Annotated in this window: 16 protein-coding genes; 12 read left to right on the forward strand and 4 right to left on the reverse strand. The window is 66.3% G+C overall.

Annotation, left to right across the window (positions count from 1 at the left end; genetic code table 11):
* The first annotated feature begins 326 nt into the window (after positions 1-326).
* The 5 genes from ACT3CF_RS06440 to ACT3CF_RS06460 all read left to right on the forward strand — a co-directional run bounded on the left by ACT3CF_RS06440 (position 327) and on the right by ACT3CF_RS06460 (position 8,508).
* Positions 327-2,576, forward strand: coding sequence for a S9 family peptidase (locus tag ACT3CF_RS06440; RefSeq protein ID WP_478421234.1), 2,250 nt, complete (start codon positions 327-329; stop codon positions 2,574-2,576).
* Between the two features lie 55 nt (positions 2,577-2,631).
* The gene (locus ACT3CF_RS06445) at positions 2,632-4,503 is read left to right on the forward strand and encodes an ABC-F family ATP-binding cassette domain-containing protein (RefSeq protein ID WP_478421235.1); all 1,872 of its coding nucleotides are present in this window, start codon (positions 2,632-2,634) and stop codon (positions 4,501-4,503) included.
* Between the two features lie 142 nt (positions 4,504-4,645).
* A complete protein-coding gene (locus ACT3CF_RS06450) occupies positions 4,646-5,674 on the forward strand; it encodes an aspartate-semialdehyde dehydrogenase (protein WP_478421388.1) in 1,029 nt (342 codons plus the stop codon).
* 157 nt (positions 5,675-5,831) lie between these two features.
* On the forward strand, positions 5,832-6,593 hold the full coding sequence (locus tag ACT3CF_RS06455) for an alpha/beta fold hydrolase (RefSeq protein WP_478421236.1): 762 nt from the start codon (positions 5,832-5,834) through the stop codon (positions 6,591-6,593).
* Positions 6,594-6,672: 79 nt separating this feature from the next.
* Entirely contained in the window at positions 6,673-8,508 is a 1,836-nt protein-coding gene (locus ACT3CF_RS06460; RefSeq protein WP_478421237.1) for a M2 family metallopeptidase, read from the forward strand.
* A gap of 62 nt (positions 8,509-8,570) precedes the next feature.
* Here ACT3CF_RS06460 and ACT3CF_RS06465 read toward each other — a convergent pair whose 3' ends face one another.
* The 4 genes from ACT3CF_RS06465 to ACT3CF_RS06480 all read right to left on the reverse strand — a co-directional run bounded on the left by ACT3CF_RS06465 (position 8,571) and on the right by ACT3CF_RS06480 (position 11,185).
* A complete protein-coding gene (locus ACT3CF_RS06465) occupies positions 8,571-8,726 on the reverse strand; it encodes a hypothetical protein (RefSeq protein WP_478421238.1) in 156 nt (51 codons plus the stop codon).
* Between the two features lie 67 nt (positions 8,727-8,793).
* Complete coding sequence (locus ACT3CF_RS06470; RefSeq protein WP_478421240.1) at positions 8,794-10,230, reverse strand: AMP nucleosidase; 1,437 nt, start codon at positions 10,228-10,230, stop codon at positions 8,794-8,796.
* Between the two features lie 83 nt (positions 10,231-10,313).
* Entirely contained in the window at positions 10,314-10,619 is a 306-nt protein-coding gene (locus ACT3CF_RS06475) for a hypothetical protein (RefSeq protein ID WP_478421242.1), read from the reverse strand.
* A gap of 83 nt (positions 10,620-10,702) precedes the next feature.
* Positions 10,703-11,185, reverse strand: coding sequence for a redoxin family protein (locus ACT3CF_RS06480; protein WP_478421244.1), 483 nt, complete (start codon positions 11,183-11,185; stop codon positions 10,703-10,705).
* 100 nt (positions 11,186-11,285) lie between these two features.
* Here ACT3CF_RS06480 and ACT3CF_RS06485 point away from each other — a divergent pair, with 100 nt between their 5' ends.
* The 7 genes from ACT3CF_RS06485 to ACT3CF_RS06515 all read left to right on the forward strand — a co-directional run bounded on the left by ACT3CF_RS06485 (position 11,286) and on the right by ACT3CF_RS06515 (position 21,741).
* Entirely contained in the window at positions 11,286-11,852 is a 567-nt protein-coding gene (locus ACT3CF_RS06485; RefSeq protein ID WP_478421246.1) for a YqgE/AlgH family protein, read from the forward strand.
* Positions 11,853-12,357: 505 nt separating this feature from the next.
* Positions 12,358-13,755, forward strand: a complete 1,398-nt coding sequence (gene ahcY, locus ACT3CF_RS06490) for an adenosylhomocysteinase (protein WP_478421247.1) — start codon at positions 12,358-12,360, stop codon at positions 13,753-13,755.
* A 225-nt stretch (positions 13,756-13,980) separates the two neighbouring features.
* A complete protein-coding gene (locus ACT3CF_RS06495) occupies positions 13,981-17,037 on the forward strand; it encodes a TonB-dependent receptor plug domain-containing protein (RefSeq protein ID WP_478421249.1) in 3,057 nt (1,018 codons plus the stop codon).
* 177 nt (positions 17,038-17,214) lie between these two features.
* Entirely contained in the window at positions 17,215-19,554 is a 2,340-nt protein-coding gene (locus tag ACT3CF_RS06500; RefSeq protein ID WP_478421250.1) for a sensor histidine kinase, read from the forward strand.
* Positions 19,551-20,012, forward strand: a complete 462-nt coding sequence (tsaE, locus tag ACT3CF_RS06505) for a tRNA (adenosine(37)-N6)-threonylcarbamoyltransferase complex ATPase subunit type 1 TsaE (RefSeq protein ID WP_478421252.1) — start codon at positions 19,551-19,553, stop codon at positions 20,010-20,012. Before ACT3CF_RS06500 ends, tsaE begins: the two co-directional genes overlap by 4 nt.
* On the forward strand, positions 20,009-20,983 hold the full coding sequence (locus ACT3CF_RS06510) for an aminoglycoside phosphotransferase family protein (protein ID WP_478421390.1): 975 nt from the start codon (positions 20,009-20,011) through the stop codon (positions 20,981-20,983). Before tsaE ends, ACT3CF_RS06510 begins: the two co-directional genes overlap by 4 nt.
* Entirely contained in the window at positions 20,980-21,741 is a 762-nt protein-coding gene (locus tag ACT3CF_RS06515; RefSeq protein ID WP_478421253.1) for a nucleotidyltransferase family protein, read from the forward strand. Before ACT3CF_RS06510 ends, ACT3CF_RS06515 begins: the two co-directional genes overlap by 4 nt.
* Positions 21,742-21,889 lie beyond the last annotated feature (148 nt).

Consider the following 21,889-nt stretch of genomic DNA (forward strand, 5'->3'; position numbering starts at 1 on the left):
CCTCCTTCTTCGAGGAGGATTGGTCTCATTTCTGGACAATAAGCGTTAAAAATGGGTTAATCTGATGATTTAGTTGGCGAAGTGGCGATGCGTGGTGCGAAAACCGCGGTTGTCCTGCCAAATGACTTCGCTGGTCGAAAAGTTACTGGGAAATTCCAAGTATCGGTATACGATTGACTTGCAGGGCGGGGCGCGCCCCGTCCGCTCAGATCGTGCATTGTCCGCCTTTGCGGGGAGCTCCGACGCTCGGCACTTTACCCCCGGCGTTCGTCCCGCAATAACGCCCGCCTGCCCCGCCGATGCGGGGGCCTTTCGGAGTCGTGGGAATGCGCAAATGGTTGCTGGGACTGACGCTGTTGAGCCTTGGGGGTGTTGTGGCGAACGGTGAGGCCTTGGCGCAGGCCGGCGCGCAGATCGTCGGTCAGTCGAGCGACCTGACGCTGCAACGTGTCTTTGCGAGCCCGGGCCTCGATGGCACCGCGCCCCGCCGCATGTCGCTGTCGCCCGACGGCAAGTGGCTGACGATGCTGCGCAACCGCCCCGACGAAAAGGAACGCTTCGACCTGTGGGCGATGGATACGGCCACCGGCGAGTGGCGGATGCTCGTCGATTCGAAGAAGTTCGGCGGCACCGCCGAACTGTCCGAAGCCGAAAAGATGCAGCGCGAGCGCGCGCGTATCGCGGGGAGCAAGGGGATCATCGCCTATGACTGGGCGCCCGATGCGCGGTCGCTGCTCGTTCCCCTCGATGGCGAGCTCTACCTTGCGTCGATCGACGGGTCGGTTCGCAAGCTTCCCGCCGGTGCGGGTCCGAAGCTCAACGCCGAGGTGAGCCCCGCGGGCGGCTATGCCAGCTATGTCCAGGACCAGAACCTGGTCGTCATGGCGCTGGGGGGCGGGACGCCGCGGCGGATCACCGACGACGGTGCCGGCACCGTGCATTGGGGTGAGGCGGAGTTCGTCGCGCAGGAAGAAATGGCGCGCTTCAGCGGCTATTGGTGGTCGCCCGACGACAAGCGCGTGGCGGTCGAGCGGTTCGACGAGGCGCCCGTCGGCGTGGTGACGCGTGCCGCGATCGGCGCCGAAGGGACGAGCATCTATCAGCAACGCTATCCCAAGGCCGGAACGCCCAATGCGCTCGTCGAGCTCTGGGTGCTCGATCCCGCAGGCGGCGGACGCGTCAAGGTCGACCTCGGCGCCGATCGCGACATCTATCTGGCGCGCGTCGACTGGGCGAAAGACGGCAAGACGCTGTATGTCCAGCGCCAGAACCGCGCGCAGACGCAGCTCGACCTACTCGCCGTCGATCCGTCGACCGGCGCCTCGCAAATATTGTTCACCGAAAAGGCGGCCCCGCGCAGCTGGGTGAACCTGTCCTATGCGCTGACGCCGTTGAAGGACGGCGGCCTGATCTGGTGGTCCGAACGCGACGGCCATGGCCATCTCTATCGTTTCAAGGCGGGCAAATGGACGCAGCTCACCAAGGGGCCGTGGGAGGTCGTCGCCGACGTCGTCGGCGTCGACGAACAGAAGGGGCGCATCTTCTTCCTCGGCAACAAGGATGACGTTCTCGAGCGGCACCTCTATTCGGTCGATCTCGCCCATCCGGGCACGGTGACGCGGCTGACCGAGCGCGGCTGGTGGAACGGCGCGACGATGGACCGCACGGCGAGCCGGGCGATCATCACGCGGTCCAACCCCAGCCAGCCGGCGCAGGTCTATCTTGCCGACGCGACCGGCAAGCGGGTGGCCTGGGTCAGCGAGAACGCGGTCAGCGACCCGCAGCATCCCTATCACGCCTATCTCGCCAGCCATCGCGAACGCAGCTTCGGCACGATCAAGGCCGAGGACGGCACCGATCTTCATTGGGAGATGATCACGCCGCCGCTCGAACCCGGCAAGCGTTATCCGGTGTTCTTCCAGCATTATGGCGGGCCGCACGTCCAGACCGTCAGCCGTGCTTGGGGCGGGACGTTGCAGCAATATCTGGTCGATCGCGGCTATATCTGGTTCCAGATCGACAATCGCGGCTCGGCCAATCGCGGCGTGCGCTTCGAAAGCGCGATCTGGCAGGCCATGGGCAGCGTCGAGGTCAAGGACCAGCTTGCCGGCGCCGACTATCTGAAGACGCTGCCGTTCGTCGATCCCAAGCGGATCGTGACCTATGGCTGGTCCTATGGCGGCTATATGACGCTCAAGATGCTCGAAGCCGCCCCGGGCGCCTTCGCGGCGGGTGTCTCGGGCGCGCCGGTGACCAAGTGGGAGTTGTACGACACCCACTATACCGAACGCTATATGGGCAACCCCAGTCAGGTGCCCGAGGCCTATGCGGCATCGAACACGATCCGCGACGCGGCACGCATCCGCGATCCGCTGCTGCTGATCCACGGCATGGCCGATGACAATGTCGTGCTCGAACACCACACCGCGATGGCGGCGACGTTGCAGCAGCAGAAGGTGCCGTTCGAAATGATGCTCTATCCGGGCCAGACGCATCGCGTCGCCGGGCCTGGGATCAGCGAACATCTGTGGGGCACGATCCTCAACTTCCTCGAACGGAGCGCTCCCGGCCAGTGATCTGCCCAGTTTCCCGTTTACCTGTCGGCCGCGTTTCGGGCCGGACGATCGTGCAATGCTGACGCTTTCGGACATCACGGTGCGGCTGGGCGGCCGCACCATCCTCGACCGTGCCAGCGCGGCATTGCCGCCGCGCGGTCGCATCGGACTGGTCGGTCGCAACGGTGCGGGCAAGTCGACGCTCGTGCGCGTGATCGCGGGCCAGCTCGACCCGGACGAGGGCAGCGTCGACATGCCGCGTCAGGCGCGGCTCGGCTATGTCGCGCAGGAGGCGCCGGCCGGCCAGGCGACGCCGTTCGAAACGGTGCTCGAGGCCGACCGCGAACGCGCTGCGCTGATGGTCGAGAGCGAGACCTGTGCCGATCCCGAACGCCTTGCGGAACTGCACGAACGGCTGATTGCGATCGATGCGCATGCTGCCCCGGCACGGGCAGCGCGCATCCTGGAAGGGCTGGGGTTCGACGAGGCCGCGCAACACCGGCCGCTCGAAAGCTTCTCGGGCGGCTGGCGGATGCGCGTCGCGCTGGCCGCGTTGCTCTTCTCCCAGCCCGATCTGCTGCTGCTCGACGAGCCTTCGAACCACCTCGACCTCGAGGCGGTGCTGTGGCTCGAGGATTTCCTCAAATCCTATCCCGCGACGATCGTGCTCGTCAGCCACGAGCGCGATTTCCTCAACAACGTCGTCAATCACATCCTGCACCTCGATCGCGGCAAGCTCAGCCTCTATCCCGGCGGCTATGACGCCTTCGAGCGTCAGCGTGCGGAGCGCCAGGCGCAGGTCGCCGCCGCGCGGGCCAAGCAGCAGGCCGAGCGCGAGAAGCTCCAGGACTATATCCGCCGCAACTCGGCACGCGCGTCGACGGCCAAGCAGGCGCAGAGCCGTGCCAAGGCGCTGGCGCGGATGCAGCCAATCGCCGAGATGGTCGACGACCCGACACTCAGCTTCGACTTCCCCGATCCGGAGGCCTTGCGCCCGCCGCTCATCACGCTCGACATGGCCGAAGTCGGTTATGGCGAGCGGCCGGTGCTGCGCCGCCTGAACCTGCGTATCGACCCGGACGACCGGATCGCGCTGCTTGGCCGCAACGGCAACGGCAAGACCACGCTCGCGCGATTGCTCGCCGGGCAGCTCGCGCCGATGCAGGGGGCGATGGCTGCCAGCGGCAAGATGCGGATCGGCTATTTCACCCAGTACCAGGTCGAGGAACTCGATCGCGACGAAACGCCGCTGACGCACATGGCGCGGCTGATGAAGGGCGCGACCCCGGCTGCGGTGCGAGCCCAGCTCGGCCGGTTCGGCTTTTCGGGCGACAAGGCGCTCACCGAGGTCGGGCGGCTTTCGGGGGGGGAGCGGGCGCGGCTCGCGCTGGCGCTCATCACGCGCGATGCACCGCACCTGCTGATCCTCGACGAACCGACCAACCACCTCGACGTCGATGCGCGTGAAGCGTTGATCCAGGCGCTCAACGCCTATTCTGGCGCCGTGCTGATCGTCAGTCACGATCGCCACATGATCGAGACGACAGCCGACCGGCTGGTGCTCGTCGACGAGGGGACGGCGCGCCCGTTCGACGGCAGCATCGAGGATTATATCGCGTTCGTCCTTCAGCGTGACGCCGCGCCTGCGGCTCGCGAAGAGGCGCGGCAGAGCCGCAAGGACGCGCGGCGTCAGGCGGCCGATGCTCGCGAGAAATCGCAATCGCTGCGCAAGGCGGTCAAGGCCGCGGAGGCCGAGCTTGTGCGGCTTACCGGCGACCGGGACGCCGTCGATCAGGTGATGGCTGACCCGGCTGCCGCCAAGGGACCGCTCGCCAAGCTGTCGATGACCGAGCTGATGAAACGCCGCGCCGAGATTGAAAGCGCTATCGAGCGTACCGAAATGGCGTGGATGGAGGCGAGCGAGGCGCTGGAAGGCTTTGCCGGATGACGGCGAGCGTGCGTAACAAAATTGCGCTATGGCGCGATGAATCTTTCGCCTTGTAAGTCGAAAAGGGCTTTACCTGCGACGCCGGGACGGCCATGTGCCGCGGCACCGGCCGTTTTGTGGGCCGGAAACTGAAGGATTGATGATGGGCTACCGTGTCGTGGTCGCTGGCGCTACCGGCAATGTCGGGCGCGAAATGCTGAACATCCTGGCGGAGCGTGAATTTCCGCTGGATGACATCGCCGTTCTGGCTTCGTCCCGCTCGACGGGCGACGAGGTCGAGTTCGGCGAGACCGGGCGCAAACTCAAAGTCAAAAACATCGAGCATTTCGATCCGGCCGGCTGGGACATGGCGCTGTTCGCGATCGGGTCCGAAGCGACCAAGATCTACGCGCCCAAGTTCGCGGCGGCGGGATGCACGGTGATCGACAATTCGTCGCTCTATCGCATGGATCCCGACGTGCCGTTGATCGTGCCCGAGGTGAATCCGGAGGCGATCGACGGGTACAAGGCGCGCAACATCATCGCCAACCCCAATTGTTCGACCGCCCAGATGGTGGTGGCGCTCAAGCCGCTGCACGACGCCGCAAAGATCAAGCGGGTCGTCGTCGCGACTTATCAGTCGGTGTCGGGCGCCGGCAAGGCGGGGATGGATGAGCTGTTCGAGCAGAGCCGCAACATCTTCGTCGGCGACCAGGCAGAACCCAAGAAGTTCACCAAGCAGATCGCGTTCAACGTGATCCCGCACATCGACAGCTTCCTCGAAGACGGTTCGACCAAGGAGGAATGGAAGATGGTGGTCGAGACCAAGAAGATCCTCGATCCCAAGATCAAGGTGACCGCGACCTGCGTGCGGGTGCCGGTGTTCGTCGGCCATTCCGAGGCGATCAACCTCGAGTTCGAGGACGAGATTTCGGCCGAGACCGCCCAGTCGATCCTGCGCGAGGCCCCGGGGGTCATGCTCGTCGATAAGCGTGAGGACGGCGGTTATGTCACCCCCGTCGAATGCGTCGGCGAATACGCGACCTATGTCAGCCGGGTGCGCGAGGACTCCACCGTCGATAACGGCCTGTCGCTGTGGTGCGTATCGGACAATCTGCGCAAGGGCGCGGCGCTCAACGCGGTGCAGATCGCCGAGCTGCTGGGCCGGCGTCATCTGCAAAAGGCGGACTGATCCGGCACGCGCGCGCGCCCGGAAAAAATCGGGGCGGGGTGGCCGGCGGCCGCTCCGCCCTTTTTGATGGCATGGTTGCGGGCGTGGCGCGCTTGACTTGGCCTTTCGGCCCGGCGCAACGGGGGCGGGTATCGCCATCGTCGTGAAGGAGTTTCCCGTGGCCAGCCAGCCCCCCGTCTATCATCGTTTCGCCAGCTTCGACGGGGTCGAGCTCGCCTGGACCGAGCGCGGCGAGGGGCGTCCGGTCGTGCTGATCCACGGCTATGTCTCGAACGCGTTCGTCAACTGGATCCGCTATGGCCATGCCGATCTGATCGCGGCGCGCGGTTTTCGCGTCATCATGCCCGACCTGCGCGCGCATGGCGAAAGCGCACGCCCGCACGGCGCCGAAGCCTATCCGCCCGACGTGCTGATGCGGGACGGCCTCGCGCTGATCGCGCATCTGGGGCTGACGGATTACGATCTGGGCGGCTATTCGCTCGGCGCCCGGACGGTGGTCCGCATGCTCGCCAACGGCGCCACGCCGGGGCGCGTCGTGCTGGCGGGCATGGGGCTCGCCGGGCTGGTCGACACCCACGGTCGCGGCACCTATTTCCGTCGCGTGCTGTCGAACCTGGGCAGCTTTGAACGCGGCAGCTCCGAATGGCTGACCGAGGCGTTCCTCAAGACGACCAAGGGCGACCCGGTCGCGCTGCTCCGCATTCTCGACACCTTTGTCGACACGCCCCGCGAGGCGATCGCCGCGATGGCACAGCCCGCCGCGATCATCGCGGGCGAGGAGGATTTCGACAACGGATCGGCGCACGATGTCGCCGAACTGATGCCCAACGCGCATTTCGTGTCGATTCCCGGCAATCATATGAGTGCGGTGGCCCGCCCCGAACTCGGTGCTGCGATCGCCGATTTCCTCGGCGCCTGACAAGCGACGCATCCCGCTTGACCCGCCCGCATCCGCGCGCGAGGGTCATCCCATCCAAACCACGATATTTTGGGGGTTTATGTTCCGTACCGCCATTTCCGCCGTCGCGCTCGCGGCGGCCAGCGCCACTCCGGCCTTCGCGCAGACGGCTGCCGCACCCGCGGCCCCCGCGACGGCGCCCAGCGCCGCCGATGCCCAGGCCTTTATCGATCGCGTCCAGAAGGAACTGGCCGATTTCAACCTGACGGCGCAGCGTGTTGCGTGGATTAACGCGACCTACATCACCGACGATACCGACGCGCTGGCCGCCGAATATGGCGCGCGCGGCACCGAAATGGCGGTGCGATGGGCATCGGAGGCCGCGCGGCTCCAGTCGGCACCGGGGCTCAGCGCCGAACAGAAGCGCCAGCTCGACATGCTGCGCGCGGGCATCACGCTGCCGGCGCCGACGCGCGCGGGCGCGGCGCAGACGCTCTCCGAGATCTCGACGCGCCTCGGCTCCTTCTATGGCAAGGGGCACGGTCTCCGCGGCGGCAAGCCGATCAGCGGCAGCGACATCGAAGCCGCGATGGGTGAGAGCCGCAATCCCGACGAGCTGAAGGAAATGTGGGTCAGCTGGCACGATCAGGTCGGTGCGCCGATGCGCGGCGACTATGCCAAGATGACGGCGATCGCGAATGAGGGGGCCAAGGAACTCGGCTTCCCCGATGTCGGCACGATGTGGCGGTCGGGCTATGACATGCCGCCCGCCGAATTCGCCAAGCTGACCGACAAGCTGTGGAACGACGTCAAGCCGCTCTATGTCGCGCTCCACACCTATGTCCGGCGCAAGCTCAACGAGAAATACGGCGATGCGGTCCAGCCCAAGTCGGGGCCGATCCGCGCCGACCTGCTCGGCAATATGTGGGCGCAGGAATGGGGCAACATCTATGACGTCGTTGCGCCCAAGGGGGCGGGCGACCTCGGCTATGACGTTGGCGATCTGCTCAAGGCCAAGGATTACGACTGGCGCAAGATGGTGCAGACGGGCGAGGGCTTCTACTCCTCGCTCGGCTTCAAGCCGCTGCCCCAGACCTTCTGGGAACGTTCGCAGTTCCTGAAGCCGCGCGATCGCGAAGTGCTTTGCCATGCCTCGGCATGGGATCTCGACGAAAAGAACGACGTGCGCATCAAGATGTGCATCAAGGTGAACTCGGACGACTTCGTCACGATCCACCACGAACTCGGCCACAATTATTATCAGCGCGCCTATCAGGCGCAGCCGACGCTCTATCGCAACGGCGCCAACGACGGCTTCCACGAAGCGATCGGCGATTTCGTCGCGCTGTCGATCACGCCCGAATATCTGGTCCAGATCGGACTGCTCGAAAAGAGCCGCGTTCCCAGCGCCGACAAGGACATCGGGCTGCTGCTGCGTCAGGCGATGGACAAGGTCGCGTTCCTGCCCTTCGGTCTGCTCGTCGACAAATATCGGTGGCAGGTGTTCGACGGCACCATCCCGACCAGCCAGTACGAGGCCGGGTGGAACAAGCTGCGGCTTCAGTATCAGGGGATCGTCCCGCCGGTGGCGCGCGACGAGACCAAGTTCGATGCCGGCGCCAAATACCACGTCGCGGGCAGCGTGCCCTATACCCGCTATTTCCTCGCGCGGCTGCTTCAGTTCCAGTTCTTCAAGGCGGCCTGCGACCAGGCCGGCTGGAAGGGGCCGCTCCACCGCTGCTCGTTCTATGGCAACAAGCAGGTGGGCGAACGCCTGAACACGATGCTCGAAATGGGCGCGTCGAAGCCGTGGCCGGAGGCGCTGCAGGCGTTCACCGGAACCCGCGAAATCTCGGGCCGGGCGATGATGGAATATTTCGCGCCGCTCAAGAAGTGGCTCGACGAGCAGAACAAGGGCCAGCCCCAGGGCTGGTAATCCGACGGGGGCGGCGCGCCGGCGGGGGGGGGGCGGGCGCCGCCCTTTGCCGACGCCTCAGCTCAGTCTTCGTCGCCGTCGGGGATCATGTTCTCGTCGGCGATGCGGGCGTTCCACTCGGCAGAGCTGTCGGTCCCGTCGGGCTGGTGCGCGTGGCCCGACTTTTCGCCGGGCTTGTCCGTCGACGGCGTTTCACGCGTGGGTTCGGGGTTGGTCATGTTGCGCTCTCCTTTGCCGGAGAGAACGCGCCCGCCTTCCCCGATATCCCGGTTCGGCAGCCGCCGCTCAGCGGAAGGGCGGTTCGTTGAAGGCACGCAGCTTGCGGCTGTGCAATTTTGCGCCTTCGCGCCGCAATTCCTCGCACGCCTCGATCCCGATCTTCAGATGCTCGGCGATCGCGCGCTCATAAAAGCGGTTGGCTTGGCCCGGCAGCTTCAGCTCGCCGTGGAGCGGCTTGTCCGAGACGCAGAGCAGCGTCCCATAGGGAACGCGGAAGCGATAGCCCTGCGCCGCCAACGTCGCCGATTCCATGTCGACGCCGACCGCGCGGCTCAGCGAGAAGCGCAGCGCCGTCTTCGAATAGCGCAGCTCCCAGTTCCGGTCGTCGGTGGTCACGATCGTTCCGGTGCGCAGCCGCTGCTTCAGTTCGTCGCCCGACTGGCCCGATACCGTCTCCGCCGCACGCGCGAGCGCCTGCTGGACCTCGGCAATGGCCGGAATCGGGATTTCCGGCGGCAGCACGTCGTCCATGATGTGATCGTCGCGAAGATAGGCATGGGCGAGCACATAGTCGCCGATCCGCTGGCTTGGGCGCAGCCCGCCGCAATGGCCGATCATCAGCCACGCCTCGGGACGGAGCACGGCAAGATGGTCGGTGATCGTCTTGGCGTTCGACGGGCCGACGCCGATATTGACCAGCGTGATGCCGGTGCGGCCCGGCGCCATCAGGTGATAGGCCGGCATCTGGTGCCGCCGCCACGCGCCGTCGCTGACCAGCCGGTCCATGTCCTCGGCGCGCTTGATGACGATCCCGCCGGCACCCGACACGCCGGTGAAGCGGCTGTCGTCGCCCAGCTGCGCACATGCCCAGCGGACGAATTCGTCGACATAGCGATGATAGTTGGTGAACAGGATATATTGCTGCACATGTTCGGGCGGCGTGCCGGTATAATGGCGCAGCCGCGCGAGCGAGAAATCGGTTCGCAACGCATCGAACAGCGCCAGCGGCCGGGTGCCGTCGGGCGAAATCCACTGCCCGTCGGCGATCTCGTCGCCGATATGCGCCAGTTCGGTCGCGGGAAAATGGCGGGCCAGTTCGGCAGTCGAAATCTGGTCGAGGCTCGCGATATGCCCGGGGTCGAGCACATAGGCAAAGGGGATTTCCTGGTGCCCCGGCTGCGCGGTGACCTCGATGTCATAGTCTTCCATCAGCAGCGTGAGCTGGTCGACCAGATATTCGGCGAACATCGCCGGCTTGGACACGCTGATGTGGTAATCGCCCGGATCGACCAGTCGCCCGAAGGAGCGGCGCGGGGTGGGGCGGTCGTGCCCGCCGCGATAGGACAGGTGAATTTCGGGATAGGCGAAGGCGCCGTTCGCGCGATCGCTCGGATCGGGCGGCGTCCCTTCGGTGATGTAACGAGTGATGGCGGACTGAAGGCGGTCGACCGACGCGCCATAAAGCCGATCCAGTTCGGCGACGATCTCGGATGCTCTGCTCATCGCCCTTGGGCTAAGCACCCGCGCCGCGGCTGGCAAGCCCGCACGGCGCCGCATCCGATCGGGGCGGCGCCGCCGGAACGTACTCAGTCGTCGTGCGGTTCGTTTCGGTTCGCGCGCAGTTGCGTCGCGGCATAGGCCGCACCCCCGATCGCGGCGGCGGCACCCGCGGCAATCGCTGCCGACGTCACCGGATTCTCGCGAACGGCAGTCACCGTCGCGTCAAAGGCATCGCCGATCACCTGCTGCGCCGATTGGAGAAACGATCCGTCACCAGGCTGCGACTTGCCCTTGTCCGGGCCGGTATCCCGGCCGGTTCCCGCCTCGTTCCGTTGCGATTGGGTCGGGCTTTCGGTCATGGTGTCGCTGCCGGTGTTGCTGTTGCTCGCCATCGCGGCTCTCCTCACGGTTTGACGGGCGATCAACGTCGTCGCGGCGGGGCGGGTTCCGGCTGGAGCCCGCCCGGCACGGACCTTCAGAGCTTGCCGAGCAGATATTCGGCCGAGCTCACTTCGAACTGCCCCGGCGCCTCGACGAACAGATGTTCGACCACACCGTCGTTGACGACCATCGCAAAACGCTGCCCGCGCTGGCCCATGCCGAATCCCGAACCGTCGAACGTCAGCCCCAGCGCCCCGACGAAGTCGCCGTTGCCGTCCGCCAGCATCGTCACGCGGTCGTCGACGCCGGATGCCTTGGCCCATGCGCCCATCACGAATGCGTCGTTGACCGCGGTGCAGGCGATCTCGTCGATGCCCTTCGCGCGGATCGCTTCCGCCTTGTCGACAAAGCCCGGCAGGTGACGGGCCGAGCAGGTGGGGGTGAAGGCGCCGGGCACCGAAAACAGCGCAACGCGGCGGCCGCTGAAGAAATCGGCCGAATCGACCGGCTCGGCACCCGAATCGGTGACCTTGGTGAGCTTCACCGCGGGGATCTTGTCGCCAACCTGGATCGTCATTGCCTTCGCTCCTGCTTTGATCTGGCCCCGTTCAATCGGGTTCGGCGCAGCGTTTTTCAAGCGTGGCGCCGCTGCCGACACCGCGATATGCTGACCCCGCATGGATTCCAGACGCTATCTCAGTGGCCAGTTCCTTCTCGCGATGCCCGGCATCGGCGATCCGCGCTTCGAACGGGCGATCATCGCCATGTGCGCGCATGACGCCGATGGCGCGCTCGGCATCGGCATCGGCACGACGATCGAGGGGCTGGGGCTCCACGAATTGCTGCGCCAGTTCGACATCGATCCCGGCGATGCGCCCGACGCTCCCGTGCATCAGGGCGGCCCCGTCGAGCCGCGTCGGGGCTTCGTGCTCCACACGCTCGACTGGGGCGGGCAGGACACGATCAACGTCGACGGTCGCTGGGCGCTGTCGGGCACGGTCGATGTGCTGCGCGCCATCGCGGAGGGAACGGGGCCGCGCGGCTGGCTGGTCGCGCTGGGCTATGCCGGCTGGGGCGAAGGGCAGCTCGAATCGGAGATGACGCGCCACGGCTGGTTCAACCTGCCGGGCGAGGCAGAGCTGCTGTTCGACCCCGACGCGGATGCGACCGACCGCTGGGCGCGCAGTTTCGCGCGGGCGGGGATCGATCCCCGGCTGCTGTCGAGCGCCACCGGCACCGCCTGAACGCTCGACCCCCGGGGCATTGTGTCCCGTGCGTTTCAGGATGGTGCGGCGGTGCGTTCCGCGTTACCTTCGCTGCCGCGACAACGGGACGCACGATCCCGTGTCCGGGAGAGAGATGATGAAGCGCATCCAGTTTGTGCTCGCTTATGGCCTGCTCGCGCTCGTTTTGCTCGGCGTGGGCGCAACATCCTTCGTAGTGAACCATAGCTGACGGTCTGCGCCGACGATCGTACCGGTGCGGACGGTCGTCGCCGCCGCCGGTTCATCCTGACGCCTGCGTTCACGCTTTGACGCTCGTGGTTGTTTCCATGCCCTTGCGGTGGCGAGTCTGCGCGCCTTTTCGCGGGCTGCCGCGGGAAAGTTGCGCGGATCGTTTCCGTCCGGCGTCGTAATCATATAAAGACATCTTTATATTGGCGTTGCGCGGTTGCGACCGAACCGCTAGTGCGCGCGCATCCGCGGCGGGGAGCCCCGTCCGCGCCCGATTTTTGCTTGGAGGCAGCCCGTGGCAACCGAAAACGATTATGTGATCAAGGACATCGCCCTCGCCGATTTCGGCCGCAAGGAAATCGAGATCGCCGAGACCGAAATGCCGGGCCTGATGGCGCTGCGCAAGGAATTCGGCGCGTCGAAGCCGCTCAAGGGCGCGCGCATCACCGGCTCGCTCCACATGACGATCCAGACCGCAGTGCTCATCGAGACGCTGGCCGAGCTGGGCGCCGAACTGCGTTGGGCGTCGTGCAACATCTTCTCGACGCAGGACCACGCTGCTGCTGCGATCGCCGCGCGCGGCATCCCCGTTTTCGCCGTGAAGGGCGAAACGCTCGAAGAATATTGGGACTATGTCGTCCGCATCTTCGACTGGGGCCAGGACGCCACGGCCAACATGATCCTCGACGACGGCGGCGACGCGACGATGTTCGCGCTGTGGGGTGCGCGCGTCGAGGCGGGTGAGGAACTGTTCACCCCGTCGAACGAGGAAGAGGAAATCTTCTGCGCGACGCTCAAGCGCTTCCTCGCCGAGCGTCCGGGCTACCTCACCAAGACCGTTCAGACGATCAAGGGTGTCTCGGAAGAGACGACCACGGGCGTGCATCGCCTGTACGAACTCGCCAAGAGCGGCAAGCTTCCCTTCCCGGCGATCAACGTCAACGACAGCGTCACCAAGTCGAAGTTCGACAACCTTTATGGCTGCAAGGAATCGCTCGTTGACGCGATCCGTCGTGCGACCGACGTGATGTTGGCGGGCAAGGTCGCCTGCGTCGCCGGCTTCGGCGATGTCGGCAAGGGCTCGGCCGCGTCGCTGCGCAACGGCGGTGCGCGCGTGCTCGTGACCGAAATCGACCCGATCTGCGCGCTGCAGGCGGCGATGGAGGGTTATGAGGTCGTGACGATGGAAGAGGCGGCCAAGCGCGCCGACATCTTCGTCACCGCTACCGGCAACGCCGACGTCATCACGCTCGACCATATGCGCGAGATGAAGAACATGGCGATCGTGTGCAACATCGGCCACTTCGACAGCGAGATCCAGATCGCCGCGCTCAACAACATGAAGTGGACCGAGATCAAGCCGCAGGTCGACGAGGTCCAGTTCCCCGACGGCAAGAAGATCATCGTTCTTGCCAAGGGCCGTCTCGTCAATCTCGGCTGCGCCACCGGCCACCCCAGCTTCGTGATGTCGTCGAGCTTCACCAACCAGGTGCTCGCGCAGATCGAACTGTGGACCAAGAGCGAGAACTACAAGAACGAGGTCTACGTGCTTCCGAAGCACCTCGACGAGAAGGTCGCGGCGCTTCATCTCGAAAAGCTCGGCGTCAAGCTGTCGAAGCTTTCGGAAAAGCAGGCGGCCTATATCGGCGTCTCGGTCGAGGGGCCGTTCAAGCCCGATCATTACCGCTACTGATTCAACGACTTCCTACGCTTCGTGGTTCGGGCCGCGCCTCGTCTGAGGTGCGGCCCTTTTCGTTTGTGGATCATTTCGGCAACGGTATGTGTTGCATATTTGCGACACGAATCCGCATTCGTTCCCCGCAATCCCGTTGCGCAGGGGCGGACAAATTGCGGAAACGTGCCGAGCCAAGTGGATCCCGTTCCAAACGATAACGATACCACAAGAGGGATCCGTATCATGGCGTACCACAGCAGCCGCAGCCGCTTCGGCCTGCGCCTTACCGCCTCCGTCGCCGCGTTGGCGGCATTCGCGCAGTTTTCCGCCCCCGCCTATGCGCAGGACCAGACCGCCGCTCCCGCCGGTGACAGCGCTCAGGCCGCAGGCACCAGCGTCGACGAAACCGCAAACGATAGCGCTACTATCGTCGTCACCGGCTCGCGAATCGCGCGTCCTGAGTTCGACACGGTTCAGCCGACCCAGGTGATCGGCGCCGCGCAGATCGAATCGCGCGGCTACACCAATGTCGGCCAGGCGCTCACCGAGCTGCCGGCCTTCGGCCCTCCGGGCAACAGCCCCGTCGGTACGCAGTCGTCGTTCGGTCCGGCGCAGACCTTCGTCGACTTCTTCGGCCTGGGCACCCAGCGCACGCTGGTTCTCGTCAACGGCCGTCGCTTCGTGTCGTCGAACACCGCCAGCATCTTCGGCCCGGTCAACCCCGGCAGCCAGGTCGACCTGAACAACATTCCGACAACGCTGGTGCAGCGTGTCGAGACTGTCGCGATCGGCGGTGCGCCGATCTATGGCTCGGACGCGATCGCGGGGACCGTCAACGTCATCCTCAAGAAGGACTTCGAGGGCCTGAACCTCGAAGGCCAGTACGGCATTTCGGAACGCGGCGATGCGCCCGAACAGCGCCTCAGCTTCCTTGCCGGCAAGAACTTTGCCGGTGGCCGCGGCAACATCACCATCTCGGGCGAGTATGACAACGCGACCGGCCTGACCAATTCGGATCGCGGCATCACCGCAGCGGGCGACTTCTTCGCCACGCCCGCCGGCGCCTCGGCGTTCCGCCGGGTGCTGATGCCCAGCCGCCGCTACACCGCATTCACCGGCGGCGGCGTGCCGTTCAGCGCCGACGATGCGTTCGTCACCCGTTCGGGCATCCGCAATGCGGCCGGGCAGCTGGTTCAGTTCGGTGCCGACGGCACGCTGGTGCCGCTTGATCTCGGCACGCCGACGGGCGTCGGCTACATCAGCAGCGGCGGCAACGGCTTCGACATTGCGCGGACCGGCAACCTGCTGTCGAGCTCGGAGCGTTATCTCGCCAGCGCGCAGGCGCATTACGACATCACCGATCACGTCCAGGTGTTCGGTGAGGCGTGGTATTCGCACAGCAAGGGCATCAACCTGATCGCCCAGCCGAACTACAACACCGCGCTGTTCGACGATGCGGGCAGGCCCGATGGCAACCTCGTCATCTCGCTCAACAACCCGTATCTGAGTGCGGCTGACCGCGCCACGATCGCGGCCAACCTGCCGGCGGGTCAGGACAGCTTCTATCTGGGCCGTGCGCTGACCGACATCACGACCGGCCGCGCCCAGGCGACTGTCGAGACCTATCGTTTCGTCGGCGGCCTGTCCGGCGACTTCGGCATCGCCGACCACAACTTCAAGTGGGAAGCATCGGTCACCTATGGCCGCTCGCGCACCGAGGGCAAGAATTACGAAATCGACAATCGTAACTTCTTCAACGCGCTCGACGCGGTGACCGACGCCAGCGGCAACATCGTCTGCCGCCCGGGCTACACCAGCTCGACTGCGCCGACGCTCAGCAACACCTGCGCTCCGCTCAATGTGCTCGGCAACGGTCGCGCGAGCCAGGCTGCGCTCGACTACATCTACGCCATCGCGCGCCCGGTGTCGGTCAACGAGCAGCTGGTGTTCAACGCCAACGTCAACGGCCCGGTGTTCAAGCTGTTCAACAACGACGTCAGCGTGTCGCTGGGCTATGAGCATCGTCGCGAGGAAACCCGGTTCGATCCGGGCGCCTTCTACTATGGTCAGGACAATGGCGACGGCACGCGCACCCAGTACGGGCGTTCGATCCCGATCGACCCGATCTCGGGCCGCTATCACACCAACGAAGTGTTCGGCGAACTCGTCGTTCCGCTGGTGACGCCCTCGAACGGCATCAGCTGGCTGAAGACGCTCGAATTCGACGGTGCGGTGCGCTGGGTCGACAACTCGATTTCGGGTGACGACCTGACCTGGACCGCGGGCGGCCGTCTCGGCTTCTTCAGCGACATCACCTTCCGCGGCAACTACACGCGGTCGATCCGTTCGCCGGCGATCACCGAGATCTTCAACCCGACCTCGCGTGCTTTCGACAGCGGTTCCGACCCCTGTGACAAGACCCAGGTCGCCAACGGCACCAACCCGGCCGTTCGCGCTGCCAACTGCCGGGCTGCCGGCATCGACACGACCAACTTCGTGTCGGACTTCAACAGCGCGACGATCCCCGTCACCGTTTCGGGCAACCCCAATCTGCGCAACGAAATCGCGAAGAGCTGGACGGTCGGTGCGATCATCCAGCCGCGTTTCGCCCGCAGCCTGTCGGTTGCGGTCGACTGGATCGACATCAAGCTGACCGACGCGATCACCAGCCTCGGCGGGACGGACATCCTGAACGCCTGCTATGACTCGCCGAACTATCCGAGCAACAACTTCTGCTCGCTGTTCACCCGCGGGACCGACGGTCAGCTCACGATGATCCGTGAGGGCTATTACAACGCGGCGTCGTACAAGACGTCGGGCCTGACCGTCACGGCGGCGTATCGCCTTCCGCTCCAGCGGATCGGCCTGGCGAGCAACGGCGCACTCGGCCTGTCGGTGAACTACTTCTACCGCGACAAGCTCGAACAGCAGGTCGGGCTGGGCAGCATCGACCACATCGTCGGCGAAGTCGGCTATCCGCGTCATTCGGGTACCGCCAACTTCACCTATGAAGGCGATGCGTTCAACGTGCTGATCCAGGGTCAGTATTTCGGCAAGAGCCGCTTCAATGTCGACGAGGCGGCCAACGCCCGTGACGTGAAGGGCGTGAACGACTGGTTCCTCGTCAACGCGACGGTGGGCGCCAGGATCAATGACCGCATGGGTCTGAAGTTCATCGTCGACAACGTCTTCGATCGTAAGCCGCCCTATGCGGCGATTGCGGGCGCAGGCACGACGTCGACCTACTTCTCGGGCGTGCTCGGTCGCTACTTCCGCGTTGCGGCGAACGTTAAGTTCTGATCGCCCACGCGATTTCGTCGAAAAAGGGGGATCGGTGCCTTGGCACCGGTCCCTTTTTTCATGCCGACGTGTCCGGATCGGCCTTTGTGCGGCCGGATACGCAATGATCTTCCCGATCGACGGGACAACGCCTAAAGATACCGGCATGTTCGTGTGCTGCCGCCCCGGAGAAGCGGCTTGATCCAGATTCCGCAATCGGCGGCCGTGCTTGCCGGTGTCGTGCTTGCGCTGCTCATCCTCCTGTCGGGATGGATGCTGTGGTCGGGCCTTCGCGCGCGCGCGGGCGCGGCGGCGGGCGAGGCGTTGCGCCAACGGATGCAGGCGCTGATCGGTCAGTCGCCGGCGCAGGCGATGATCGTGCGCGCCGACGGTCGGCTCGATCTCGCGCGCCGGCTGGCCGACTGGCTCGGCATCGATCCGGCGCCGCGCACGCTCGCCGATCTGTCGCGGGCCGAGGGCGGCGGCTTTGCGCCGGCGGACGGGGCGACGCTCGCGGCCAACGTTCTCGCCGCGCAAAAGGCCGGGCGCGGCTTTCGGCAGACGGTGCGGCTGCGCGGTTCCGAACGCACCCTCGTTATCCTCGGCGAACGGGCGGCGCCCGCCTTGGCGGGGGGCGGGGGCGTGCTCCTGTGGTTCACAGATGCGAGCGAATCGCACGCCGAGATCGCACGGCTCGACGGTGAGACGACGCGGCTTCGTGCCGCCTTCGACGCGCTCAGCGCGCTGATCGAGGCGGCGCCGATGCCGATGTGGTATCGCGGCCCGGATCTCCGGCTGATGATGGTCAATTCGGCCTATGTCAGCGCGGTCGAGGGACGCGATGCCGAGGATGTCGTCGCGCGCGGACTCGAACTGGTCGAAGGGGCGGGCCTCGGCGGGCCGCTCGCCAATGCCGCGATCGCGCGCGACACCGGCGAACCGCAGATCGCCGCCATGCCCGCGACGATCAACGGCGCGCGCCGTATGCTCCGCCTCCACGACGTGCCGTTGCCGACAGGCGGGGTCGCGGGCTTCGCGATCGATGTCGAGGAGCTCGAGCAGTTGCGCGGCGGTATCAAGCGTTCGGCCGAGGCCCAGCGCGCGATGCTCGACCGGCTGTCGGCGGGCGTGGCACAGTTCGGTTCGGATCGCGGGCTCGTTTTCTGCAACCAGCCGTTCCGGCGCATGTTCGCCATGCGCACCGAATGGCTCGCCGATCGCCCCGAGTTCGACCGCGTGCTCGAACGGATGCGCGAGGCCAATCGCCTGCCCGAAGTCCGCGACTTTCCGGCATGGAAGGCGGAGCGGCGCGAATGGTTCACCGCGCGCGAGGCCGTCGAGGAAACCTGGAGCGCCGGTGGCGCCCATCTGCGCGTCGTGGCCCAGCCGCTTCCGGAAGGCGGGCTGCTGCTGATTTTCGAGGACCAGACGCAGCAGTTCGAACTGCAGCGCGAGCATGGCGAGATGCAGCAGGTGCGCACCGCCACGCTCGAAAGCCTGGCCGAGGCCGTGGCGGTGTTCGGCAAGGGGCGGCTCCAGCTCTGGAACCGCAAGTTCCGCCAGGTCTGGGGCTTCGAGGAGGCGTTCCTCGACGAACACCCGCCGGTTCCCGCCGTGGTCAAGGCCGCCGGTCCGCGCCTCGGCAATCCCGATCGGGCCGAGGTGATCGGCGACCTCATCCGCCTTGCGGCAAAGGATCGCCAGTCGCGCGGATCGAGCATCGCCTTTGCCGACGGCCGGCATTTCGACGTCACCGCCGTGCCGTTGCCCGACGGCAATGCGCTGGTGACGATGCTCGACACGACCGATCATCACCGAGCCGAGCGTGCGCTGCGCGACCGCAACGACGCGCTCGAGGCTGCCGACCGGGTCAAGACCGCGTTCGTCGCCAATATGAGCTACGAACTGCGCACCCCGCTCACCTCGATCAAGGGCTTTGCCGAGATGCTGCACGAGGGGCTGGCGGGCGAGCTCAGCGCGAGTGCCGTCGAATATACCGGCGCGATCCTCACCTCCGCCGAACGGCTCGGCAAGCTGATCGACGACGTTCTCGACCTGACGCAGAGCGAGAGCACCGCGCTCGATCGCGTCGCGGTCGACATTGAACGCACCGCCGCCCAGGCGGCCGAGGCTATCGCACCGCTCGCGCGCAATCGCCAGATCGAGCTGGTACTCGAGGATTCGGGCGGCGCGGGCGAGGTGACCGGCGATCCCCGGCGATTGCGCCAGACGATCGAGCATCTGCTCCGCAATGCCGTGGCGGGAACGCCGCGCGGGGGCCGCGTGCTGCTCCACCTCGACGGCGATCAGAAGCGCGCGCGCATCATCGTCTCGGACAACGGCCCCGGCATGTCGCCCGAAGCCGTCAAGCGCGCGTTCGACCGCTTCGTCCAGCCGGGGACGACGCGTGAGGGCGAACGCGCGCTGGGGCTCGGGCTGCCGCTCGCCAAGCAGTTTGTCGAGGCGCATGGCGGGCGCATCGCGATGCTGTCGGAGCCGGGGGAGGGAACGCTGGTGACGGTGGAGTTGCCGCGGTGACGAACACGACGGTCGTTTCGCTCGCCTCGCTCGACGAAACGCTCGCGCTCGGCGCGGCGCTCGCGCGAGTCGCCCGGCCGGGCGACGTCATCGCGCTGTCCGGCCCATTGGGGGCGGGCAAGACGAGCATCGCGCGCGGGCTGCTCGCCGAACTCGGGCTTGAGGGCGAGGCGCCGTCGCCCAGCTTCGCGATCGTCCAGCCCTATGATCCGCCCGAGCTTCGCTTCCCGGTGCTCCATGTCGATCTCTACCGTCTCGACTCGCCCGAAGAGGCGGTCGAACTCGGGCTCGACGATGCGCGGCACGACTCGCTGCTGCTCGTCGAATGGCCTGAACGGCTTCCCGACAGCTATTGGCACGATGCACTGCGGCTTTCGCTCGAAGCGCCTGCCGACGGCCCGCGGCGCTTGACAGCCCGGGTGCCGGCGGCATGGAAGGGCCGATGGCCGTTGACATGACTCCGCCGCTTGGCGCTCCCGCATTTCTCCATGCTGCTGGTTGGGGTGGCGCCGAAATCCGCCCGCTCGCCGGTGACGCTTCGTTCCGACGCTATTTCCGCGTGGTCGAACCCCGGCGCAGCGCGATCCTGATGGATGCGCCGCCGCCGCACGAGGATCCGCGCCCGTTCATCCATGTCGCGCGCTGGCTGTCGGGGCACGGTTTCGCCGCACCCGCGATCCTGCACGAAGATCTCGGCCAGGGGCTGGTGCTGCTCGAGGATTTCGGCGACGCCCGCCTGCGCGAGACCGTGGAGGCCGATCCCGCGCGTGAGACCGCGCTTTATGCCGATGCGATCGACCTGCTTGTCCGGCTGCATCGCGTTCCCGCCGCCGATGTCGCGCCCTATGACCGCGCGACCTATCAGCGCGAGGCCGCGCTCTTCACCGAATGGTATTGCCCGGCGGTCGGGCTCGACGTCGACGCCGCCGCCTATGCCCGTGCCTGGGATGCCGCGCTGGCGCCGGTGCTTACGGGTCATACGCCCGTCACTGTGCTGCGCGATTACCATGCCGAAAACATCATGGTGATCGAAGGGCGTGACGCGTTGGGTTTGCTCGATTTCCAGGACGCGCTGGCGGGGCACCCGGCCTATGATCTCGTCTCGCTGTTGCAGGACGCGCGACGCGACGTGCCGCCGGCGCTCGAACAGGCGATGCTCGATCGCTATTGCGCCGCGACGGGTGCCGGCGATGCGTTCCGGCTCGCCTATCATGTGCTCGGCGCCCAGCGGAACGCCAAGATCATCGGCATTTTCACCCGCCTGTGGCGGCGCGACGACAAGCCGCGCTACCCCGGCCTGTGCCCGCGTGTGTGGGGCTATCTGGAGCGTGATTTGAAGCATCCCGCGTTGCAACCGGTCGCCGACTGGTTCGAAACCCATCTTCCCGCGTCGCTGCGCGGCGACCCGCTGGCGATCGCCCGCGCATGACCGGCGCCACCACCTATGCGCTGCGGCCGCAGCCCGACGCGATCGTCCCCGAAACCGCGATGGTGCTCGCCGCCGGCCTCGGCAAGCGGATGCGGCCGCTCACCGCCACCCGGCCCAAGCCGCTCGTCCAGGTGGCGGGCAAGCCGCTGATCGACCATGTGTTCGACCGGCTCCGTTCGGCCGGCATCCAGCGGGCGATCGTCAACGTCCATTATCTCGCCGACCAGCTCGAAGCGCATGTCCGCACCCGCGTCACCGACATGGAAGTGACGATTTCGGACGAGCGGCCGCAGTTGATGGAAACCGGCGGCGCGCTGGTTCAGGCGCGCGACCTGATCGGCGACGCGCCCTTTGTCTGCGTCAACAGCGACAATCTCTGGGTCGACGGTCCGGTCGACGCGATTCGCCTGCTCGCGGCGCATTGGGATGCCGATCGCATGGACGCGTTGCTGCTCGTCGTGCCGCTGGCGCGCGCGCACAACCATCCCGGCACGGGCGACTTCCGCCTCGACGCGCAGGGGCGCGTGATCGAACGGCGCCGGCCTGGCCGGCTTGCGCCCTTCGTCTTTACCGGGGTCCAGATCCTCTCGCCGCGGCTGATCCGCGACTGGCCCGAAGGCCCGTTCTCGACCAACCTGTTCTGGGACCGGGCGCTCGCCGCCGGCCGGCTCTGGGCGGTGGTGCATGAGGGGCTGTGGTTCGACGTCGGCTCGCCGCGTGCGATCGGCGCAACCGAGGCGGTGCTCGCCAACCTCTGATCGGCGCCGCCGGCGGGTCGCCGGGACCGGGAAGGGGGCTTGCCGCCTTCCCGCGCGTCGCGTCGCCGCCCCGTGACACACTTGTCCACAGGCTTATCCCCGACGCGCCGTGGATAACGCGGCGTGGCAGCACGCGTGCGCCCGGCAA

This window comes from Sphingomonas chlorellae, assembly GCF_056485145.1.